Here is an 18,276-nt window from a genome sequence, read left to right as displayed (position 1 = left end):
GAGCGTGTAAGCCGCGCTATCTAGCTTGAGGAATTGTCAGACACCCAACCGAGGCGGAGTTCGATCCCGGCGAAGGTCTTGCTGGTGGAGATTGCTCCGGGCCTGATCACAGTCATCCCGATCTTGGTGGTGAACGCACTGAAATCCTCGAAGCATGCGGGTTTGAGCGGGGCTTCGGGTATTGCGGCGAAGGAGTGAACGAGGACGATGGCCCGTTTGCATTCGAACCGCTTGGCCTCGTAGATCGAGGCACAGGTTCGATGGAATAGTTGATAGTAGAAACCATCCGAGTCTGCGGGATTGATTTCCAGGATGCCGCAAAGGGCGTTGAAGCGTTCTCGTCGATTGCGTGTGCTTCTTTGGCGCGCTGCCGTGGCCTCGGGAGGTTCGCCCGCTTTCTCGTCGGGCTTGCCCTTGAGCCAGTCTTCCACCAACTCGCCGAATGGTTCGTCGACCTTTCCTTCAATCCCCAAAATGGCGTTGCCTTGCTTCAGCCGCACGAGTGCCAGCAAATCCGTCTGGCTGGGTCTGCCTCGTCCCGGCAGTTCCGTCTCACGCTCAAAAAACCCTTCTAACAAGTCTGCGTCTCGCCACTCGTCAGCTTGGTCGAGCACAGCTCTTACTGAGGGGGGAAAGCCCTTGGCTTGTATCCAAGAACTGGAAAGTTCGTAGGCGCTACGACCCTTTTTCCAGTGCTCTTTCTTGCCAAGGCTCGGGATGATTTCGTCGGGTTTTTCGATGGCAATCTGAAAGTTCGGCATCGATACAATATCCTCGCCCATTCAAGCCATCTCAACTCCGGGTATTAGACCTCCGGCAGTTTTTCACGTCCAGTCTTCTCCGTGACCTTGGAGTCTGGGGCCGCGTCCGCCTTCTTCTCCGCTTCTTCCGATTTCTCCGACTCGCCCTCCTGGGGCCTTTTTGTCTGTTCCTCGACGGGCTCTACCGGTTTTAGGGCCTCGTCCGTCACGGGCTTCTCAGTGTCGTCTTTTACTGGCTCTTCGGCTTCCGTATTCGCGGACTCCTCGTCCTCGACGACGGCTCTTGCCTCTTCATTCGCGGGCGTTTCGGCTTCCGAGTTCGCAGGCTCCTCGTCCTCGACGACGGCCTTTACCTCTTCTTTCGCGGGCTCTTCGGCTTTCGTGTTCGGGGGGCTCTCGGCCTCATCTTCGGCAGGCTTCTCCGCTTCGTCCTTCGCCGGCGTCTCGGGCTCGGGCGTCGCAGGCGCCATCGGCTCGATGTTGGCGGGATCGAACCATGTCGCTGCTTTGTCGAAAGCGGCGACGAGGGCGGCGGCTTCGGTCGGATCGACCAGGGTTTCGAAGCCGTGGAGGATGTTGTTGCGGATGCGGCGCAGCGTATCGAGCTGGCGCAGACGGTCCTTGGACAGGTTGAAGCGCGGATCCTCGAACAGGCTGTCGAGCGTGGCGGCCCGGTCGTCGGCCATGTCGGCCTGGCGCTTGACCTCGCGTTCGAAGTTCACGGCGGCGTTCAGCACCGCCTGGTAGGGCATCTTGAGGTCGAGCAGCTGCTTCGGCGCCAGCGCTTCCACGGGGGTCCGCTTGGTGGGGGCGTGGGCGAGGTTGCGGAACAGCGGGCGCTGGCCGTCTTCCGGCTTTTCCGGCTCGGGTTCGGGCAGGGCGCCCTGTTCCTTCAGCTCCTCGATGCCGACCCGGATGCTGACGAAATCGTTGGCGGGCTTGGGGGCAGGCTTTGGCGCGGGCTTCGCCGCAGGCTCGAGGGCGGGTGCCGGGGCGGGGACAGGGGCCGGCTCCTCGGCCGGCTTGGCGACGGGCTCGACGATGGGCTTGAGGACGGGCTCGACCAGTGGCGCGGCGATGAGCGCGGGCGCGGGCTCCGGTTCCTTCTCCTTCTCCGGCGCTTTCTCGGGGGCGGGGAGCTTCAGCGGCTCGGGAGCGGGGGCGCTGACGGCCGCCGGCGCCGGCGGCTCCGTCCGTGCCGTGCGTGCGGCGCGCAGGACCAGGCCCTGCGCCGCCAGGATGCAGAAGAACGCCACGCCACCGGCCGTCACGCCGTCGAGCGGCATCTGCTTCGCCTGCGCGACCAGCGTGCCGTAGGCGCCGCCGCCGGCCAGCGGGAGCACCAGCTCTTTCAGCACGCGTAGCGCGATTGGCGTACTGCCAGCCTTCTTCTTGTCCATCTGCCCCAATCCATTCGGCCCCGTCCATGCGGTCTGCTCCCGCGTGGCCGGACAAAGCCCGCGCCGTACTAACAAACCTCGGCAGTGCGACCAAGCAGCGGGCAAGCGGATGGCGGGGGAGAACAGGGTCCCCGGCTGAGTTGACGCCAACGGACCGGTCCGCTACCCCCTCGCCACCCCGAAGGACCCCCAAAAAGTGCCCGATTCCGCCGCTCTTCCCGCTTCCGACGCCCGTCTGGCCGGCCATCCCGCCGGGCTCAGGCGCACGTTTGCGATCATCTCGCATCCTGACGCCGGCAAGACGACGCTGACGGAAAAGCTGCTGCTGTTCGGCGGCGCCATCCATGTCGCCGGTGCCGTGAAGGCGCGCGGCGAGGCGCGGCGGGCGCGCTCGGACTGGATGAAGATCGAGCAGCAGCGCGGCATCTCGGTCACCACCTCGGTGATGCATTTCGAGTATGGCGGCGCCGTCTTCAACCTGCTCGACACGCCGGGCCACGAGGACTTCTCCGAGGACACCTACCGCACGCTGACCGCCGTCGATTCGGCGGTGATGGTGATCGATGCCGCCAAGGGCATCGAGGCGCGCACCCGCAAGCTGTTCGAGATCTGCCGCCTGCGCGACGTGCCGATCATCACCTTCATCAACAAGATGGACCGCGAGTCCAAGGACCCGATCGAGCTTTTAGACGAGGTCGCCTCGACCCTGGCGCTCGACGTCTCGCCCATGACCTGGCCGACCGGCTCGGGCCAGAACTTCAAGGGCACCTACGATCTCAACAACAACCGCATGCTGGTGTTCGACAACACCGACAGGAGCCGCATCGGCGAGGTGATCGAGAACTATACGATCGCCGATTCCGACTTCGCCGAAGAGGTCGAGCTGGTGCGCGCGGGCTATCCCGGCTTCGATCTCGAAAGCTATCGCGCCGGCCACCTGTCGCCGGTGTTCTTCGGCTCGGCCTACAACAATTTCGGCGTGAAGGAACTGCTCGACGCGATCGCGGCCTGGGCGCCGCCGCCGCGGCCGCAGCCCGCCGAGCCGCGGCCGATCGAGCCGACCGAGCCCAAGGTCTCGGGCTTCGTGTTCAAGGTCCAGGCCAACATGGATCCCAACCACCGCGACCGCATCGCCTTCCTGCGCCTGTGCAGCGGCAAGTTCCGCCGTGGCATGAAGCTGACGCAGATGGGCACCTCGAAGGTCCTGTCGGTCAATTCGCCGATCCTGTTCTTCGCCCGCGAGCGCGAGATCGTCGACGAGGCGTGGCCCGGCGACATCATCGGCATTCCCAATCACGGCGTGCTGCGGGTCGGCGACACGCTGACCGAGGGTGAGACGCTGAAGATCGTCGGCATCCCGAACTTCGCGCCGGAAATCCTGCGCCGCGTGCGGCTGGAGGATCCGATGAAGTCCAAGCAGCTCAGGCGCGCGCTTGAGGACCTGGCGGAAGAGGGCGTGACCCAGGTGTTCCGCCGGGTCATCGGCGGCGACCATATCGTGGGCGTGGTCGGCGAACTGCAGCTCGACGTGCTCAAGACCCGCGTCGAGGCCGAGTACAACGTCCATATCGACCTGGAGCCCGCGCCGTTCGAGACCGCGCGCTGGATCTCGGCCGAGACCAAGGCCGACCTCGAGGAGTTCATGTCGGCCAACCGCGGCGGCATGTCCGAGGACCGCGACGGCTCCCCGGTGTTCCTCGCGCGCAATGCGTGGGAGCTGGGCTACATCGCCGAGAAGAGCCCCAAGGTGAAGTTCTCGGACATTCGCGAACGCGCTTAGAGTCTCTCCGAGTCGGATCGAATCACCAACACCCACCTCATGCTGAGGAGCGCGCCGACGGCGCGCGTCTCGAAGCATGGGCACGAGCACCATGTCTGTTGCCGATCCTTCGAGACGCGGCCTGCGGCCGCTCCTCAGGATGAGGTGGTGCGGGTCATCTTGGCTCTGAATAGCAGCACGCCCATAACGCATGGCTCCGGGCTTTCCGTGCCCGGCCGGGTGTGAAAGTCTTACCGTCCCCTTACACAAGCAGCGGGACGGGCCATGCACGACATCGTCATCCGGGGCGGCACCATCGTCGACGGCACGGGCGCGCCGGCGTTCCAGGGCGATGTCGCACTCTCCGGCGACAGGATCGTCCAGGTCGGCGGCAAGGCGGGGCGGGCCAAGCGCGAGGTCAAGGCCGAGGGCCGGCTGGTCACGCCGGGCTGGGTCGACGTCCACACCCACTATGACGGCCAGGCCACCTGGGACCCCGTGCTGGCGCCGTCCTCCTGGCATGGCGCCACGACCCTCGTGTTCGGCAATTGCGGCGTCGGCTTCGCGCCGGTGCGAGCTGAGCACCAGACCGCCCTGATCGAGATGATGGAAGGGGTCGAGGACATCCCCGGCATCACACTCACCGAAGGCCTGAAGTGGGACTGGGAGAGCTTCCCGGAATATCTCGACGCGCTGGAGCGCCTGCCGCGCACCATCGATATCGGCGCCCAGGTCGCCCACCATCCGCTGCGCGTCTACGCGATGGGCGAGCGCGCCATCAGGCGCGAGAGGGCGACGGCAGAGGATATCGAGCTGATGGCGCGGCTCACCGAGGAGGCGCTGAAGGCCGGCGCCGTCGGCTTCACCACCAGCCGCACCGACCAGCACAAGACTCTGGCCGGCGATCTGGTGCCCGGCCGCTACGCCGAGCATGAGGAGCTGATCGCCATCGGCAAGGCGATGGGCAGGGCCGGCGTCGGCACCTTCGGCTTCCTGTCCGACTTCGACGACGAAAAGGCGGAGTGGAACTGGGTCCGCCAGGTCGCCAAGGAGAGCGGCCGGCCGGTGTGGTTCCTGCTGACCGACCGCAGCTACGACCCGCAGCGCTACAAGCGCCTGATGGAGGGCGTACGCGCCTGCCGCGCCGACAACCTGCCGCTCTATGCCCAGGTCGCGGGACGCCCCGTGGGCCTGACGCTGGGCCTCAACACCTCGCTCAATCCGTTCGGTCTGCGCGAAGGCTATGCCGAGCTGGCGCATCTGCCGCCGGCCGAGATGCTGGCGGAGCTGCGCACGCCGGAGGTGCGCCGCCTGATCCTGTCGCAGGAGGCCTCGCCGCGCCTGCTGGAAGTGCTGCCGCCGCTGTCGCGCCAGATCGCGACGCGCTGGGACCGCATGTATCCGCTGGGCGACCGGCCGGACTACGAGCCCGCGCCGGAGCGCAGCATCGAAGCGCTGGCCAAGGGCGCCGGCGTGACGCCGCAGGAATATTGCTACGACTATCTGGTCGGGGCCGAGAACCGCATGGTCTATTTCCCCGTCACCAACTACGTGCACGGCGATCTCGAGGTCGTGCGCGAGCTGATCGAGGATCCGCACACCATCCTCGGCCTGTCCGACGGTGGCGCGCATTGCGGCGTGATCTGCGATGCCTCGCTCAACACCTCGATGCTGCAGCACTGGGTGCGTGACCGCTCGCGGGGCCCGCGCCTCGGCCTCGAGTTCGTGGTCAAGCGCATGACCAGCAGCACCGCCGACTTCTACGGCTTCACGGATCGCGGCCGCCTGCAGGTTGGCAAGAAGGCCGACGTCAACGTCATCGACTTCGACGGCCTCAACCTGCACAGCCCGAAGATGATCTTCGACCTGCCGGCCGGTGGCCGCCGCCTGGTCCAGAGCGTCGACGGCTACGACATGACCATCTGCTCCGGCACGCCGATCTTCGAGAAGGGCGTCGACACCGGCGCGCGTCCCGGCAAGCTGGTTCGTTCGACGGCGTGAACGAAAGGGGAGCGCTTGGCGCTCCCTGTTTTGTCATCCTGAGCGTCAGCGAAGGATCTATCGCTCGCCAGGGAGTGCTCCGGTCGATCGGCAAGGTCCTTCGCTGACGCTCAGGACGACAGGGCTTTCCTACTTCTTCGGCGACCAGCCGTAGGCCTTGGCGCAGGCGCCGCCCATCAGCATCGCGCGTTCGCTGTCGCTGAGGGTCTTCGTTTCCAGGAACGGCTTCACCGCCTGCTCGTAGTTCACGACGGCGAAGGCGCGCGTCCAGTCGGTGCCCCAGAGGCAGCGTTCGAAGCCCCAGGCGTCGAAGATGCGCTTCAGCGGATCCCAGATATCGGGGAACGGATAGGGCTGCCTGGAGAGCGTGCAGGCGCCGCTGATCTTGATGACTGCGTTCGGGCGTTTCGCGAGGTCGAGGATCTTCGGCAGGTCGGCCCAGGGCTCGGCGGGCGCGGGCGGGACGCGCGGCTGCAGGATGCCGAGATGGTCGACGATGAACCGCGTCTCGGGATGGCGGTCGATGATCTGCATGCCTTCGCCGACCCGGCCCCAGAACAGGAAATTGAGCGGCAGGTCGTACTGGACGGCGGCCTTGCAGATGCGGTCGAGGCCGGGATGATCGGCGCCGCGCTTTTCCTCCTCGCGCAGGAAGATGCGGATACCGACCGCGCCCGGCGTCTCCTTCCACTTGGCGATCACGTCGGCCACCTTCTCGTCGTCGGGATCCACGGGCTTCACGATGGCCATGCGGGTCGGGTGACGGCGCGCTACGTCCTCGGCGTAGCTGGCGTCATAGCGGTACATGGCGAAAGGCGAGATCATGATCGCGCCATCGACGCCGACCGCGTCCATGGCTGCCACCATCTCGTCGCCCGTCACGTGCGCGGGCCAGTTCGGCACGGTGGCCCACGGCCGCTGCAGCGTGTTGGCCTCGTAGGCATGCACCTGGGAATCGATGATCGGCATGGCGTGTCTCCTTCCTTCTCATATTCCTCTCCCCCGCGAGGGGGAGAGGTTAGGTGAGGGGGCGAGTCGAGGCGTGCGTGCGCAACCCCCTCACCCAGCCTCTCCCCCCTATCGGGGGAGAGGAGTTTGAACACTACTTCTTCTTCCGTTCCGTCACCGGCACGGTGACGTCGTCGGCACGCAGCTGCAGCAGCTCGTCCGTCTTCAATCCAAGCAACTCGCCCAGCACGGCATCGGTATGCTGCCCGAGGGTCGGTGCAGGGCGCTTGATCTCCGACTTGCCGCCGGTGTGGAGGCGGATGGGCGAGATCGGCACGCGGGTCTTGCCGCGGCGCGGATGGTCGACATCAACCCAGAAACCGCGCGCCTCGAGGTGGGGATCGTAGGCGACCTCGCGCGCGGTCTTCACGGGAGCGCAGGGGACACGCGCCTCGGTGAGAGCGGCCAGCACCTCGTCCTTGGTCTTCGGCAAGGTCCAGGCGCCGACCATGTCGTCGATCAGGTCCATGTTCCGGGCGCGGCCCGGCGTCGTCATGAACTCGGGATTGGTCAGCAGGTCCTGGCGGCCCAGCATCTCGCACATCGACGTCCAGTGCCGCTCGGCGGAGGTGAAGATCGCGACATAGCCGTCGCGGCAGCGATAGGTGTTGTAGGGCGCCATCGCGAGGGCGGGGTGCCGGTTGCCGGTGCGGTCGGGCACGTTCTTGTCGCCATCCATCACCGCGCCCAGCGCCGAGGCGATCGAGATCGCACCGGCCTCGTGCATGGCGACCTCGACCCGCTGGCCCTTGCCCGTGCGCTCGCGCTGGACGAGCGCGCCCAGGATGCCGGCGCAGAGATGGATGCCCGCGAGGAAGTCGCAGACCGCGGCGCCGGCCTTGGTCGGCGGCCCGTCGGCGTCGCCGGTCGCATTGGTGATGCCGCTCATCGCCTGGATGGTGACGTCCATGGCGGCGAGGTCGCGATAGGGGCCGTCGAGGCCGAAGCCCGAGCTGCCGCCATAGACCAGGCGCGGGTTCAGCTTGCTCAGCACCTCGTAGCCGAGGCCGAGCCGGTCCATGACGCCGGCCGCGAAATTCTCGATCAGCACGTCGGCCTTCTCGACCAGCGCCAGGAACAGCTCCTTGCCGCGCGGCTGCTTGAAGTCGAGGACGACCGACTCCTTGTTGGAGTTCAGCATGACCAGCGGATAGGGCTCGACCTCACGCTTGCGCCGGCGCACCACGTCGCCCTCGGGCGGCTCGATCTTGAGCACGCGGGCGCCCATGAAGGCGAGCTGCAGGCCGCAATAGGGGCCGTTGTAGATCTGCCCGAGATCGAGGACGAGCATCCCGTCGAGCGGCCGTCGAATCTGGGGCTGGGTGGTCATGGCGTTTTCTCCGGTCGTTCCCCGGACTGTAACGCGATCCGACGGCGCAGGTAGCGCGCCGTGCGTTTCCGATCCGTTGTGCGAGCCGACAGCGGCCTTTAAGAGGGTGCAGCATGAGCACCATCACGCGAATCGACTGCGGCCCGCGCATGAGCGAGGCCGTCATCCTGGGCAACCGCATCCATTGTTCGGGCATGATTCCCGAGGATACCAGCCTCGACATCACCGGCCAGGTCCGGCAGGCGCTGGCCGAGATCGACTCGCTGCTGGCCAAGGGCGGCAGCGACAAGTCGAAGATCCTGACGGCCACGATCTGGCTGAGCGATATCTCGGATTTTGCCGCCATGAACAGGGTTTGGGACGCCTGGGTCTCGCCCGGCCACACGCCGGCCCGCGCGACGGTCCAGGCCCGGCTGAACGACCCGGCCATGAAGGTCGAAATCATGGTCGTCGCGGCGATCTAGCCTCTGCTAAGGTCCCGCCCGCTTTTGAAGTTTCTTCGAGGAGAGAGAATATGAGCATCAAGCGCATCAACGTCGGCGCCCGCATGAGCAGCGCCGTGGTCCATGGCGACACGGTCTATCTCGCCGGCCTCACCGCCGACGATCCCAAGGCGGACGTGAAGGGCCAGACCAAGCAGATCCTCGACAAGGTCGACAAGTTCCTGGCCGAAGCCGGCACCGACAAGTCGAAGGTGCTCTCGGCCAACATCTGGCTGACCGACATCTCTACCTGGAGCCAGATGAACGAAGTGTGGGACGCCTGGGTCTCCCCCGGCAACACCCCGGCCCGCGCCACCGTCGAGGCCAAGCTCGCCGCGCCGGGTCTCAGCGTCGAGATCATGATCCAGGCCGCCAAGTAAACGCGGACCTGTTTCAGGAGAAGGGCCGGCATTCGCCGGCCCTTTTGCTTTTTGGGACGCTGCCTTGACGGAATTGTCCAGCGTCGGCTTCTATCCGCCAGAACTCTGGGGAGAGGGTAGATGGTGGTGAAGAGCGTACTCGCAGGTCTGTGCCTCGCGGGACTGTCGTCGGTCGCACTGGCACAGGACAACCCGCAGCCTTACGGCAAGGGCTTCGACAGCTGGAATTTCTCGCGCGTGAAGGAGTCGAGCGGCGTCACCAACTGCCGGGCCTTCCGCCGCGTCGGCGGCCGCGACGACATCATGGCGATGCGCACCGACGGCCACTCCTATCTCAGCGTCCGCGCCGAAGGTCGCAAGGGCAAGTTCCCCAACTCCATCGTCGTTCCCCTGCGCGAGCCGGCGAACGGCATGCAATGGGATCTGCTGGTCGAGGCCGACGGGAAGCGCATGTGGATGACCCTGCCGCCGGCGGCGATCGAGACCATTGCCGCGAAAGGCGGCTACGCCGTCCTGCTGGGCGGCAGCGAGGATCGCGACGACGTCACCCTCGGCAAGAGCGCCCCCGCCGCCTGGAAGCGCGTCAAGGAATGCATCGTCGCCTCGGGCGGGTGAGTTCTCTCATCAACGGAGAAGGCCGGCGACTGCCAGCCCTTTAGTTTTTTATCTACTGTTCACCTAAGTAGTATCCTCATCCTGAGGAGGCCGCGCAGCGGCCGTCTCGAAGGATGGGCAACGCACCCGATCTACGTTCGCCTTTTGGCGAGCGTTTGAATGGACCCGAAGTCCCCACGGATCAGCGCCTCCTTTTTGGCGCGTGACCAGCCTTTCACTTGTCGTTCGACCGCAATGGCGTCGGTAATGTTCAGGAAGTGCTCGGCCCAGACGAGATGCACTGGCAATCGTTTCGCGGTGTAGCCACCATAGGCCCCGCTATTGTGCTCGGAAACGCGGCGATCGAGGCCAAGGCGCGCGGAGCCGACATAGTAGCTGTCGTCGGAACAATTCAGCATATAGACGTAGGCACCCGGCTCTTCTGACATTTGCACGATCTGGCCTGTTGCCCATCCTTCGAGACGGCCGCTGCGCGGCCTCCTCAGGATGAGGTTGTGGGGTGCTTATTCTTCGAGCCGATGAGGTTCGAAGCAAGTAACCCCGTCAACCTTTCAGTTGATCGGCCCGATGATCTTGCCCGGGTTCATGATGTTGTCCGGGTCGATCGCCTTCTTGATCGCGCGCATCAGCGACATCGCCTCGCCGTGCTCGGCGTAGAGGTACTTGATCTTGCCGAGGCCGACGCCGTGCTCGCCGGTGCAGGTGCCGCCGAGATGCTGGGCGCGGGCGATCATGCGGTCGTTGAGGCCTTCGGCGCGCGGCAGGTAGGTCGGGTCGTTCGGGTCGACCATCATGGTGAGATGGAAGTTGCCGTCGCCGACATGACCGACGATCGGCGCGTAGAGACCGTTGGCCTGGATGTCCTTCTGCGTCTCGAGGATGCATTCGGCGAGCTTGCTGATCGGCACGCAGACGTCGGTTGCCCACATGCCCCAGCCCGGTTTGTAGGCCTTGGCGGCCCAGGCGGCGTCGTGGCGGGCCTGCCACATCCTGCTGCGCTCCTCGGCCTGGTTGGTCCAGGCGAAGTCGCCGCCGCCATGCTCGGCGGCGATGGCCTGCACCATCTCGGCCTGCTCCTTCGTGCCGGCCTCGGTGCCGTGGAATTCCAGCAGCAGCAGGTTCTTCTGCGGCAGCGTGAGCTTGGAATACTGGTTCACCGTGTCGACGGTGTAGGTGTCCATCAGCTCGATGCGCGCCACCGGGATGCCGGACTGGATGGTCTGGATCACCGTGTTGACCGCGCCCTCGAGGCTATCGAAGGCGCAGGTCGCTGCGACCATCGATTCCGGCGTGCCATAGAGGCGCAGCGTGATCTCGGTGATGACGCCCAGCGTGCCCTCGGAGCCCACGAACAGCTTCACCAGGTCGTAGCCCGCGCTCGACTTCCGCGAGCGGCGGCCGAGCTGCATGATCCGCCCGTCGGGCGTCACGACCTGCAGCGACAGCACGTTCTCGCGCATCGTGCCGTAGCGCACGGCGTTGGTCCCGGAGGCGCGGGTGCTGGTCATGCCGCCGATCGAGGCGTCGGCGCCGGGATCGATCGGAAAGAACAGCCCGGTCGCGCGCAGATATTCGTTGAGCTGCTTGCGGGTGACGCCGGGCTGCACCACCACGTCGAGATCGGCCTCGTTGACCTGCAGCACCTTGTTCATGCGGCTGACGTCGAGCGAGATGCCGCCGTTGGGGGCGCTGATATGGCCCTCCAGCGAGGTGCCGGTGCCGAACGGGATGATCGGGGTCTTGTGGCGGGCGCAGAGCTGGACGATCTGCTGCACTTCCTCGGTCGATTCGGCGAAGACCACGGCGTCGGGCAGGTGCGCTTCGTGATACGAAATGTCCTTGCCGTGCTGTTCGCGCACGGCGTGCGCGGTGCTGACCCGGTCGCCGAAAAGCGCCTTCAGCTCGGCGATCGTGGCATCGACGTTGAGGGCTTTCGCCTGGGCCGCTACAGCCATGTTCGTTCTCCTAGCGTAAGCCGTTTGGATACGCTCAAATGGGTCCAAAGCCAACCTGAGGAAACCGACCCATGCGCGACGTCTACATGATCGGCGCCTACACGACCGTCTTCAAGAAGCACCCGGGCCTGAGCTTCGGCGACCTCGCCCGGGAGGCCTATCTGGGCACCCTGGCCGATGCCGGCATGGACCGGGGCAGCGACATCGAGACGGGCTGGCTGGGCAATTGCGGCATGGGCTTCTGGGGCCAGAACTCGATCCGCGGCCAGGCGCTGTTCCAGCCGCTGGTCGAGGAGGGGCTGTTCCCCGAGCGGGTGCCGATGTTCAACGTCGAGAATGCCTGCGCCACCGCCTCGACCGCCTTCATGGGCGCCTGGAAGGACGTGCTGGCCGGCACCCACGAGCTCACCTTCTGCCTGGGCGTCGAGAAGCTGTTCAGCCCGGAGGCGCCGGAGCGGACGGCGGGTCTCTTCAACCAGGGCTACATCACCAGCCAGCACGACCGGCTGGTCGAGGAGATGAACCGGGTGGGCAAGATGGTCGGCTCCGAATTCAAGCCGGGCGATGACCGCACGATCTTCATGGATACCTATGCCATGCAGGCCAAGTGGCACATGTGGAAGTACGGCACGACCCAAGCCCAGATCGCGGCCGGTGCCGCCAAGAACCACAATTACGGCGCGCTCAACGAAAAGGCGCAGTACCGCTTCCAGATGACGCCGCAGTCGGTGATGGAGGACCGTCCCGTGTCGTTCCCGCTGACCCGTGCCATGTGCGCGCCGATCGGCGACGGCGCGGCGGCGGCGCTGCTCTGCTCGGCGGAGTATCTCGCGAAGCAGCCCAAGCAGGTCCAGGACCGCGCCGTGAAAATCGCGGGCGTCGGATTCTCGGGCGGCATGTACCGCAACCTCGACGCGCCCGGCCTGACGCGTGCGGCCGCCGACAAGGCCTACCGGATGGCCGGGCTGGGGCCGGAGGACATCGACGTCGCCGAGGTCCACGACGCCACCAGCTTCTGCGAGATCTACCAGTGCGAGATGCTGCGCTTCTGCCCCGAGGGCGAGGGCGGCAAATTCGTCGAATCGGGCGCCACCGGTCCGGGCGGCAAGCTGCCGGTCAACACGTCGGGCGGCCTGGTCTCCAAGGGGCATCCGGTGGGTGCCACCGGCCTGTCGATGCTGGCCGAGCTCGCCACGCAGTTGCGCGGCGAGGCCGGCGAGCGTCAGGTGAAAGGCGCCGAAGTCGCGCTCGCCGAGAATGGCGGCGGCGTGATCGGCATGGAAGAGGCCGTGGCCTCGGTCGTAATTCTCACGAAAGAGTAGAGGACAGACATGACAATCCGCTTCGACAATCGCGTCGCCATCGTCACCGGCGCGGGCAACGGGCTCGGCCGCGCCCACGCGCTGCTGCTGGCCAGCCGCGGCGCCAAGGTGGTCGTGAACGATCCGGGCGGCGCGGTCGACGGCAAAGGCGGCGGTCACGCCGCGGCCGACAAGGTCGTGGACGAGATCAAGACGGCCGGCGGCCAGGCCGTCGCCAACTACGATTCCGTCGCCGAGGCCGCGACCGCCGCCAACATCGTGAAGACCGCCGTCGATGCCTTCGGCACGGTCGACATCGTGGTCAACAATGCCGGCGTCCTGCGCGACAAGACCTTCCACAACATGACGACCGAGGATTTCGAGTTCGTCGTGAAGGTCCATTTCCTCGGCACCGCCTATGTGACGCACGCGGCCTGGCCGATCCTGCGCGCCAAGGCCTATGGCCGCATCGTCGTGACCTCCTCGAACTCGGGCATCTACGGCACCTTCGGCCAGTCCAACTATGGCGGCGCCAAGCTCGCGGTCGTGGGCTTCATGAACGCGCTCCGGCTCGAGGGCCAGAAGTACAACATCATGATGAACGCGCTGGCGCCGATCGCGGCCACGCGCATGACCGAGAGCCTGATGACGCCCGAGGCGCTGGCCAAGCTCAAGCCCGAGTTCGTCTCGCCCATGGTCGCCTATCTGTGCAGCGAACAGTGCCAGCGCACCGGCGACATCTGGAGCGCCGGCGCCGGCACCTTCGCGCGCATCGAGTATCGCGAGGCCGAGGGCCTGCGCATCGACGGCCGCGCGCCGACGATCGAGGACGTGGCTGACAATATCGAGAAGATCGCCGACGTCTCGGCCAGTCGCGTCTTCCGCACCTCCGGCGAGGAAGTCGCCGCCGTCGTGAGCGGCTCCTGAGCGCCGAGGCGTCTACCGCCATCGCACCGGCAGCAGATCGGCTGCTGCCGGTCGCGAAATGGCTGATGCGGGAAGGCCGGCTCATCAGGAAGCCTGACACCTTCATCGAGCAGCTGATGAACCGCGTGCTCGAAGCCGGCGTGCCGGTCTGGCGCATGTATGTCGGCCTCCAGCTCGTCCATCCGCAGCTGCAGGCGATGGGTTATCTCTGGCGGCGCGGCCAACGCGTCGAATCCGTGGCGCGCGCCTACGGCATCCAGTTCACCCCGGCCTATATCGGCAGCCCGACGCAGGAGGTGCGTGAAGGCGGCACGCCCGTGCGTTACCGGCTCGACAAGCTGACCGAGCGTCACCATCACGTGCTGCACGAAGTGAAGGAGGGTGGCGGCACGGACTACTTCTCGCTGCCGATGCACATCCGCCGCGACGGGCCGCTGCCGGTCGTGGCCTTCGCGACCGACCGCAAGGAGGGGTTCAGCGAGGCCGATATCGACGATCTCACGCGCCTCGTCGACATGATGGGCGCCGTGACCGAGATGCACATCGAGGAGAGTGTCGCCCAGACCGTCGCACAGACCTATCTCGGTCGCCAGGTGGGCGAGCGCATCCTGCACGGCATGATCCGTCGCGGCGACGGCGAGGAGATCCGCGCGGTCCTGTGGTTCTCCGACCTGCGCGACTTCACCGGCCTCAACGAGCGCCTGCCGCCCGATCAGGTGCTCGAACTGCTGAACAACTACTTCCAGCTGGTGGGCGACGCGCTCGCCGGGCATGGCGGCGAGATCCTGAAGTTCATCGGCGACGGCGTGATGGCCTATTTCCCGGCCGAGGATGCGCTGTTCATGCCGATGGTGACGGCGGCCGCGCTCGATGCCGCGCGCCAGCTGATCGCCGATGCCGAGGCCGCCAACGAGGCGCGCGCGACGGCCGGCGCCGAGCCGATGAAGTTCGGCATCGGCCTCCATGTCGGCACCGTGACTTTCGGCAATATCGGTACCGAGGACCGGCTCGATTTCACCGTCATAGGCTCCGCCGTCAACCGCGCCTCGCGGCTGGAGGGGCTCACCAAGGCCCTCGGCGTCCGCGTCTGCGCCTCCGCCGAATTCAACGCCGATTGCCCGCGCCCGATGAAGTCGCTCGGCAAACACCGCCTGCGCGGGGTGCGCGATCCGGTCGAGATCTTCACGCTGCCGGATTGATTGAGGGGCCTTCAGACCTTCGTCTTCCAGCCTTCGATCCAGGTGAGGGCTTCCTCGTCGGGCAGGGGCTGTTCGGAGGCGTCGATTTCGAGGCGGTCGCCGACCTTCCGGGCGCCGCAGCGTTCCAGCGCCTGGTCGACCTTCTTGCCGCCGCCGCAGAACGTGTCCTGGTAGGTCATGTCGCCCAGCGCGATGACGCCGTAGCGATGGCCCGACAGGTCGGGCTTGTCGCGCTCGAGCGCCTCGACCAGCGGCAGGATGTTGGTCGGGATGTCGCCCGAGCCGTGGGTCGCACAGACCGCGAGGAGCACGTCGTGCGCCTGCAGGTCGGCGGCGGTCGCGGCCTTGTCGGTGACGTCGACGGCGTGTCCGGCACTCGCCAGCACGGGTTGCAGCGCGTCGGCCACCATCTGGGCATTGCCCGACTCGGTGCCGACCAGGATCAGGATCGTGGCCATGCTCCGGGATACGGGACCGAGTGCCGCGATGCGACGCGACCCGATGGCGCGGCAGATTCGGCCATGTCAGTCTTGCGCTCATGGAAGAAACGCCTGTTCTGTCCGCCCTCGAGGGCGGTGTATTGACCCTGACGCTCAACCGCCCGCAGCGGCTGAACGCCATGAGCCATCAACTGATCGACGCCATGAACGCCGAGCTGAAGCGCGCCCGCGAGGACGATGCGGTGCGCGCCGTGCTGCTGACCGGGACCGGCCGCGGCTTCTGCGCCGGTGCCGACCTGGCCGGCGGCGGCCCCGGCGATGCCTCATCCCAGGGGCCGCGCGACGTCGGCGCCGCGATGGATCGCATCTTCAATCCCATGATCCGGGCCATGCGCGACCTGCCCAAGCCGATCGTGGCCGCGGTGAACGGCGTGGCGGCGGGCGGCGGCGCCAACCTCGCGCTGGCCTGCGATATCGTGATCGCCGCGCGCTCGGCGCGGTTCGACCAGGCCTTCGTGCGCATCTCGCTGATCCCTGACCTGGGCGGCACCTGGTTCCTGCCGCACACGGTGGGCGACGCGCGCGCCCGCGCGCTGGCCATGCTCGGCGCCTCGGTGCCGGCCGAGGAGGCCGCACGCATGGGCATGGTCTGGCAGGTCGTCGACGATGCCGCCCTGATGGACGAGGCCGGCAACATTGCAAAGAAGCTCGCGACCGGCCCGACCCGCTCCTATGCCGCCATCAAGGGCGCGATCAACGCGGCGGCCACCAACACGCTCGACCAGCAGCTCGACCTCGAGCGCGACCATCAGCGCGAGCTCGGCAAGAGCGAGGATTTCAAGGAGGGCGTCGCGGCTTTCCTGGCCAAGCGCGCCCCCAATTTCACCGGACGTTGAGAGACGAGAATCAGATGACCTACGAGAAGATCCAGATCGCCAAGGAAGACGGACTCGCCACCCTGACCCTGAACGCGCCCGACCGGCTGAACGCCGTGTCGCGCAAGATGATCGGCGAGCTGAAGCAGTGCTGGGAAGAGCTCGCCGCCGACGCCTCGGTGCGCGCCGTGTTGCTGACCGGTGCGGGCCGCGGCTTCTGCGCCGGCGCCGACCTCGCCGATCCCGACCGCGCGAACGGCAATACGTCGGACTCGGGTGAGGCGCTCGACAAGTTCTTCAATCCCGTGATCCGCCTGATGCGCAGCGTGCCCAAGCCGATCGTGGCGGCGGTGAACGGTCCGGCGGCCGGCGTCGGCATGAGCTTTGCGCTCGCGTCCGACATCGCCATTGCGGGCAAGTCCGCCTCCTTCCTGCAGGCCTTCGCCCGCATCGGCCTGCTGCCCGACGGCGGCAGCACCTGGTTCCTGCCGCGCCTGGTGGGTGAGCAGCGGGCCCGGGCGCTGGCCATGCTGGCGCCGCAGATCAGCGCCCAGCAGGCCAAGGACTGGGGCCTGATCTGGGACGTGGTCGAGGATGCCGACCTCATGAAGACGGCCGGCGACCTCGCGCGCCGTCTCGCGGACGGACCGACGATGTCGCTCGCGCGCATCAAGGAGGCGATGAACCGCGCCAGCGGCAACACGCTCTCCCAGCAGCTCGATGTCGAGCGCGACTTCCAGCGCGAGCTGGGCAAGAGCGAGGATTTCAAGGAAGGCGTTGCCGCCTTCCTCGCCAAGCGCAAGCCCGCCTTCAAGGGCAAGTAATCAAGAAACCGACGGGAGAGACGACCATGACGACGCCGTTCAAGGAGATCGCCTCGGGCCTCAAGTTCCCCGAGGGGCCGGTGGCCATGCCGGATGGCTCGGTCATCCTGGTCGAGATCGCGCGCGAGACGCTCACGCGCGTCATGCCCGACGGCAAGCAGCACATCATCGCCAGGCTGGGCGGCGGTCCGAACGGCGCCGCGATGGGCCCCGGCGGCAAGATCTACGTGACCAACAATGGCGGCTTCAACTGGATTGAACGGCCCGATGGCCGGCTGTTCCCCGGCACGCAGCCCGCGTCGTACAAGGGCGGCTCGATCCAGGTGGTCGATCCCGAGACCGGCAAGTTCGAGACGCTCTACGACAGCTGCGACGGCCGCAAGCTGAACGGCCCCAACGACCTGGTCTTCGACGATGCCCGCGGCTTCTGGTTCACCGACTTGGGCAAGACGCGCGAATACGACAACGATCGTGGCGCCGTCTATTACGCCAGGGCCGACGGCTCGAAAATCGAGCAGAAAGTGTTCCCGCTGGAGCGGCCCAACGGCTGCGGCCTCTCGCCCGACGGCAAGACGCTCTACGTCGTGGAGACGCCGACGGCACGCCTCTGGGCCTTCGATCTGTCGTCGCCGGGTGTCATCAAGGACGCCAACGGCCCCTATCGTGGCGAGAAGGGCCGGGTGGTGGCGGGCCTCGGCGGTTACCAGATGTTCGATTCGCTGGCCGTCGATTCGGCCGGCCACGTCTGCGTCGCGACCCTGATCACCGGCGCCGTGTCCGACATCTCGCCCGACGGACAGTCGGTGACTCAGCACAAGCTCCCCGACCCGATGGTCACCAATATCTGCTTCGGCGGGCCGGACCTGCGCACCGCCTACGCCACCCTCTCGATGACCGGCAAACTGGTCAGCTTCGAGTGGCCGCGTCCCGGCCTGAAGCTCGAGTATCTAAATAAGTAGATGGCCGGGAGCGCGCCACTCCACTGGCGTGCCTTCGCTTGGATCATGATCGCGCCAGTG

18 protein-coding genes are annotated in these 18,276 nt (G+C 66.6%); 11 read left to right on the top strand and 7 right to left on the bottom strand.

Going from position 1 to position 18,276, the window contains the following annotated elements:
• Positions 1-20: 20 nt before the first annotated feature.
• Positions 21-782: a DUF6946 family protein gene (locus ACP15H_RS16645; protein WP_425067298.1), complete on the bottom strand. Its 762-nt coding sequence runs from the start codon at positions 780-782 to the stop codon at positions 21-23.
• A 23-nt stretch (positions 783-805) separates the two neighbouring features.
• On the bottom strand, positions 806-2,161 hold the full coding sequence (locus ACP15H_RS16640; RefSeq protein ID WP_425067297.1) for a hypothetical protein: 1,356 nt from the start codon (positions 2,159-2,161) through the stop codon (positions 806-808).
• A 235-nt stretch (positions 2,162-2,396) separates the two neighbouring features.
• On the opposite strand from ACP15H_RS16640, the gene ACP15H_RS16635 reads away from it, so the two are divergent.
• Both ACP15H_RS16635 and ACP15H_RS16630 read left to right on the top strand, forming a co-directional pair.
• Positions 2,397-3,941, top strand: coding sequence for a peptide chain release factor 3 (locus ACP15H_RS16635; protein WP_422018213.1), 1,545 nt, complete (start codon positions 2,397-2,399; stop codon positions 3,939-3,941).
• A 264-nt stretch (positions 3,942-4,205) separates the two neighbouring features.
• A complete protein-coding gene (locus ACP15H_RS16630; RefSeq protein ID WP_425067296.1) occupies positions 4,206-5,921 on the top strand; it encodes an N-acyl-D-amino-acid deacylase family protein in 1,716 nt (571 codons plus the stop codon).
• A 129-nt stretch (positions 5,922-6,050) separates the two neighbouring features.
• Here ACP15H_RS16630 and ACP15H_RS16625 read toward each other — a convergent pair whose 3' ends face one another.
• Together ACP15H_RS16625 and ACP15H_RS16620 are read right to left on the bottom strand one after the other, a co-directional pair.
• A complete protein-coding gene (locus tag ACP15H_RS16625) occupies positions 6,051-6,890 on the bottom strand; it encodes an amidohydrolase family protein (protein ID WP_425067295.1) in 840 nt (279 codons plus the stop codon).
• A gap of 133 nt (positions 6,891-7,023) precedes the next feature.
• Positions 7,024-8,259 carry a CaiB/BaiF CoA transferase family protein gene (locus tag ACP15H_RS16620; protein WP_425067294.1) on the bottom strand — a complete coding sequence of 412 codons (1,236 nt, stop codon included), beginning with the start codon at positions 8,257-8,259 and terminating at the stop codon, positions 7,024-7,026.
• Between the two features lie 113 nt (positions 8,260-8,372).
• Between ACP15H_RS16620 and ACP15H_RS16615 the strand changes: the two genes are divergently transcribed.
• The 3 genes from ACP15H_RS16615 to ACP15H_RS16605 all read left to right on the top strand — a co-directional run bounded on the left by ACP15H_RS16615 (position 8,373) and on the right by ACP15H_RS16605 (position 9,736).
• Positions 8,373-8,723 carry a RidA family protein gene (locus tag ACP15H_RS16615; RefSeq protein WP_425067293.1) on the top strand — a complete coding sequence of 117 codons (351 nt, stop codon included), beginning with the start codon at positions 8,373-8,375 and terminating at the stop codon, positions 8,721-8,723.
• Between the two features lie 50 nt (positions 8,724-8,773).
• The gene (locus ACP15H_RS16610) at positions 8,774-9,121 is read left to right on the top strand and encodes a RidA family protein (RefSeq protein WP_425067292.1); all 348 of its coding nucleotides are present in this window, start codon (positions 8,774-8,776) and stop codon (positions 9,119-9,121) included.
• 120 nt (positions 9,122-9,241) lie between these two features.
• Positions 9,242-9,736: a hypothetical protein gene (locus ACP15H_RS16605; protein WP_425067291.1), complete on the top strand. Its 495-nt coding sequence runs from the start codon at positions 9,242-9,244 to the stop codon at positions 9,734-9,736.
• A 131-nt stretch (positions 9,737-9,867) separates the two neighbouring features.
• On the opposite strand, the gene ACP15H_RS16600 is transcribed toward ACP15H_RS16605, so the two are convergent.
• Complete coding sequence (locus ACP15H_RS16600) at positions 9,868-10,164, bottom strand: GIY-YIG nuclease family protein (RefSeq protein ID WP_425067290.1); 297 nt, start codon at positions 10,162-10,164, stop codon at positions 9,868-9,870.
• Positions 10,165-10,287: 123 nt separating this feature from the next.
• The gene (locus ACP15H_RS16595; protein WP_425067289.1) at positions 10,288-11,691 is read right to left on the bottom strand and encodes an FAD-binding oxidoreductase; all 1,404 of its coding nucleotides are present in this window, start codon (positions 11,689-11,691) and stop codon (positions 10,288-10,290) included.
• A 71-nt stretch (positions 11,692-11,762) separates the two neighbouring features.
• Here ACP15H_RS16595 and ACP15H_RS16590 point away from each other — a divergent pair, with 71 nt between their 5' ends.
• The 3 genes from ACP15H_RS16590 to ACP15H_RS16580 all read left to right on the top strand — a co-directional run bounded on the left by ACP15H_RS16590 (position 11,763) and on the right by ACP15H_RS16580 (position 15,118).
• Positions 11,763-13,013, top strand: coding sequence for a thiolase family protein (locus ACP15H_RS16590; protein WP_425067288.1), 1,251 nt, complete (start codon positions 11,763-11,765; stop codon positions 13,011-13,013).
• A gap of 9 nt (positions 13,014-13,022) precedes the next feature.
• Positions 13,023-13,919: an SDR family NAD(P)-dependent oxidoreductase gene (locus tag ACP15H_RS16585; RefSeq protein WP_425067287.1), complete on the top strand. Its 897-nt coding sequence runs from the start codon at positions 13,023-13,025 to the stop codon at positions 13,917-13,919.
• Between the two features lie 65 nt (positions 13,920-13,984).
• Positions 13,985-15,118 (top strand): adenylate/guanylate cyclase domain-containing protein, encoded by a 1,134-nt coding sequence (locus tag ACP15H_RS16580; RefSeq protein ID WP_425067286.1) that lies wholly within the window; start codon positions 13,985-13,987, stop codon positions 15,116-15,118.
• 11 nt (positions 15,119-15,129) lie between these two features.
• Here the strand turns inward: ACP15H_RS16580 and ACP15H_RS16575 are convergent, their stop codons facing one another.
• Entirely contained in the window at positions 15,130-15,576 is a 447-nt protein-coding gene (locus ACP15H_RS16575) for a flavodoxin domain-containing protein (RefSeq protein WP_425067285.1), read from the bottom strand.
• A gap of 80 nt (positions 15,577-15,656) precedes the next feature.
• Here ACP15H_RS16575 and paaG (ACP15H_RS16570) point away from each other — a divergent pair, with 80 nt between their 5' ends.
• Genes paaG (ACP15H_RS16570) through ACP15H_RS16560 form a run of 3 tightly spaced genes read left to right on the top strand, consistent with a single transcriptional unit; the run spans position 15,657 to position 18,216 of the window.
• Positions 15,657-16,454: a 2-(1,2-epoxy-1,2-dihydrophenyl)acetyl-CoA isomerase PaaG gene (paaG, locus tag ACP15H_RS16570; protein ID WP_425067284.1), complete on the top strand. Its 798-nt coding sequence runs from the start codon at positions 15,657-15,659 to the stop codon at positions 16,452-16,454.
• A gap of 14 nt (positions 16,455-16,468) precedes the next feature.
• Positions 16,469-17,257 carry a 2-(1,2-epoxy-1,2-dihydrophenyl)acetyl-CoA isomerase PaaG gene (gene paaG / locus ACP15H_RS16565; protein WP_425067283.1) on the top strand — a complete coding sequence of 263 codons (789 nt, stop codon included), beginning with the start codon at positions 16,469-16,471 and terminating at the stop codon, positions 17,255-17,257.
• Positions 17,258-17,283: 26 nt separating this feature from the next.
• A complete protein-coding gene (locus ACP15H_RS16560) occupies positions 17,284-18,216 on the top strand; it encodes an SMP-30/gluconolactonase/LRE family protein (RefSeq protein WP_425067282.1) in 933 nt (310 codons plus the stop codon).
• The last annotated feature ends 60 nt before the right edge of the window (positions 18,217-18,276 follow it).

It is taken from the genome of Reyranella sp., assembly GCF_965249915.1.
In the GTDB taxonomy this organism is placed as follows: Bacteria; Pseudomonadota; Alphaproteobacteria; order Reyranellales; family Reyranellaceae; genus Reyranella.
Note: the sequence above shows the minus strand (reverse complement) of the source record. Positions and strands in the feature narration are given on the sequence as shown.

Excerpts from the sequence above, each read along its gene's own strand:
- ACP15H_RS16645 (WP_425067298.1), bottom strand. The coding sequence starts at position 782 with ATGGGCGAGGATATTGTATCGATGCCGAACTTTCAGATTGCCATCGAA.
- ACP15H_RS16640 (WP_425067297.1), bottom strand. The coding sequence starts at position 2,161 with ATGGACAAGAAGAAGGCTGGCAGTACGCCAATCGCGCTACGCGTGCTG.
- ACP15H_RS16630 (WP_425067296.1), top strand. The coding sequence starts at position 4,206 with ATGCACGACATCGTCATCCGGGGCGGCACCATCGTCGACGGCACGGGC.
- ACP15H_RS16625 (WP_425067295.1), bottom strand. The coding sequence starts at position 6,890 with ATGCCGATCATCGATTCCCAGGTGCATGCCTACGAGGCCAACACGCTG.
- ACP15H_RS16620 (WP_425067294.1), bottom strand. The coding sequence starts at position 8,259 with ATGACCACCCAGCCCCAGATTCGACGGCCGCTCGACGGGATGCTCGTC.
- ACP15H_RS16615 (WP_425067293.1), top strand. The coding sequence starts at position 8,373 with ATGAGCACCATCACGCGAATCGACTGCGGCCCGCGCATGAGCGAGGCC.
- ACP15H_RS16610 (WP_425067292.1), top strand. The coding sequence starts at position 8,774 with ATGAGCATCAAGCGCATCAACGTCGGCGCCCGCATGAGCAGCGCCGTG.
- ACP15H_RS16605 (WP_425067291.1), top strand. The coding sequence starts at position 9,242 with ATGGTGGTGAAGAGCGTACTCGCAGGTCTGTGCCTCGCGGGACTGTCG.
- ACP15H_RS16600 (WP_425067290.1), bottom strand. The coding sequence starts at position 10,164 with ATGTCAGAAGAGCCGGGTGCCTACGTCTATATGCTGAATTGTTCCGAC.
- ACP15H_RS16595 (WP_425067289.1), bottom strand. The coding sequence starts at position 11,691 with ATGGCTGTAGCGGCCCAGGCGAAAGCCCTCAACGTCGATGCCACGATC.
- ACP15H_RS16590 (WP_425067288.1), top strand. The coding sequence starts at position 11,763 with ATGCGCGACGTCTACATGATCGGCGCCTACACGACCGTCTTCAAGAAG.
- ACP15H_RS16585 (WP_425067287.1), top strand. The coding sequence starts at position 13,023 with ATGACAATCCGCTTCGACAATCGCGTCGCCATCGTCACCGGCGCGGGC.
- ACP15H_RS16580 (WP_425067286.1), top strand. The coding sequence starts at position 13,985 with ATGCGGGAAGGCCGGCTCATCAGGAAGCCTGACACCTTCATCGAGCAG.
- ACP15H_RS16575 (WP_425067285.1), bottom strand. The coding sequence starts at position 15,576 with ATGGCCACGATCCTGATCCTGGTCGGCACCGAGTCGGGCAATGCCCAG.
- paaG (WP_425067284.1), top strand. The coding sequence starts at position 15,657 with ATGGAAGAAACGCCTGTTCTGTCCGCCCTCGAGGGCGGTGTATTGACC.
- paaG (WP_425067283.1), top strand. The coding sequence starts at position 16,469 with ATGACCTACGAGAAGATCCAGATCGCCAAGGAAGACGGACTCGCCACC.
- ACP15H_RS16560 (WP_425067282.1), top strand. The coding sequence starts at position 17,284 with ATGACGACGCCGTTCAAGGAGATCGCCTCGGGCCTCAAGTTCCCCGAG.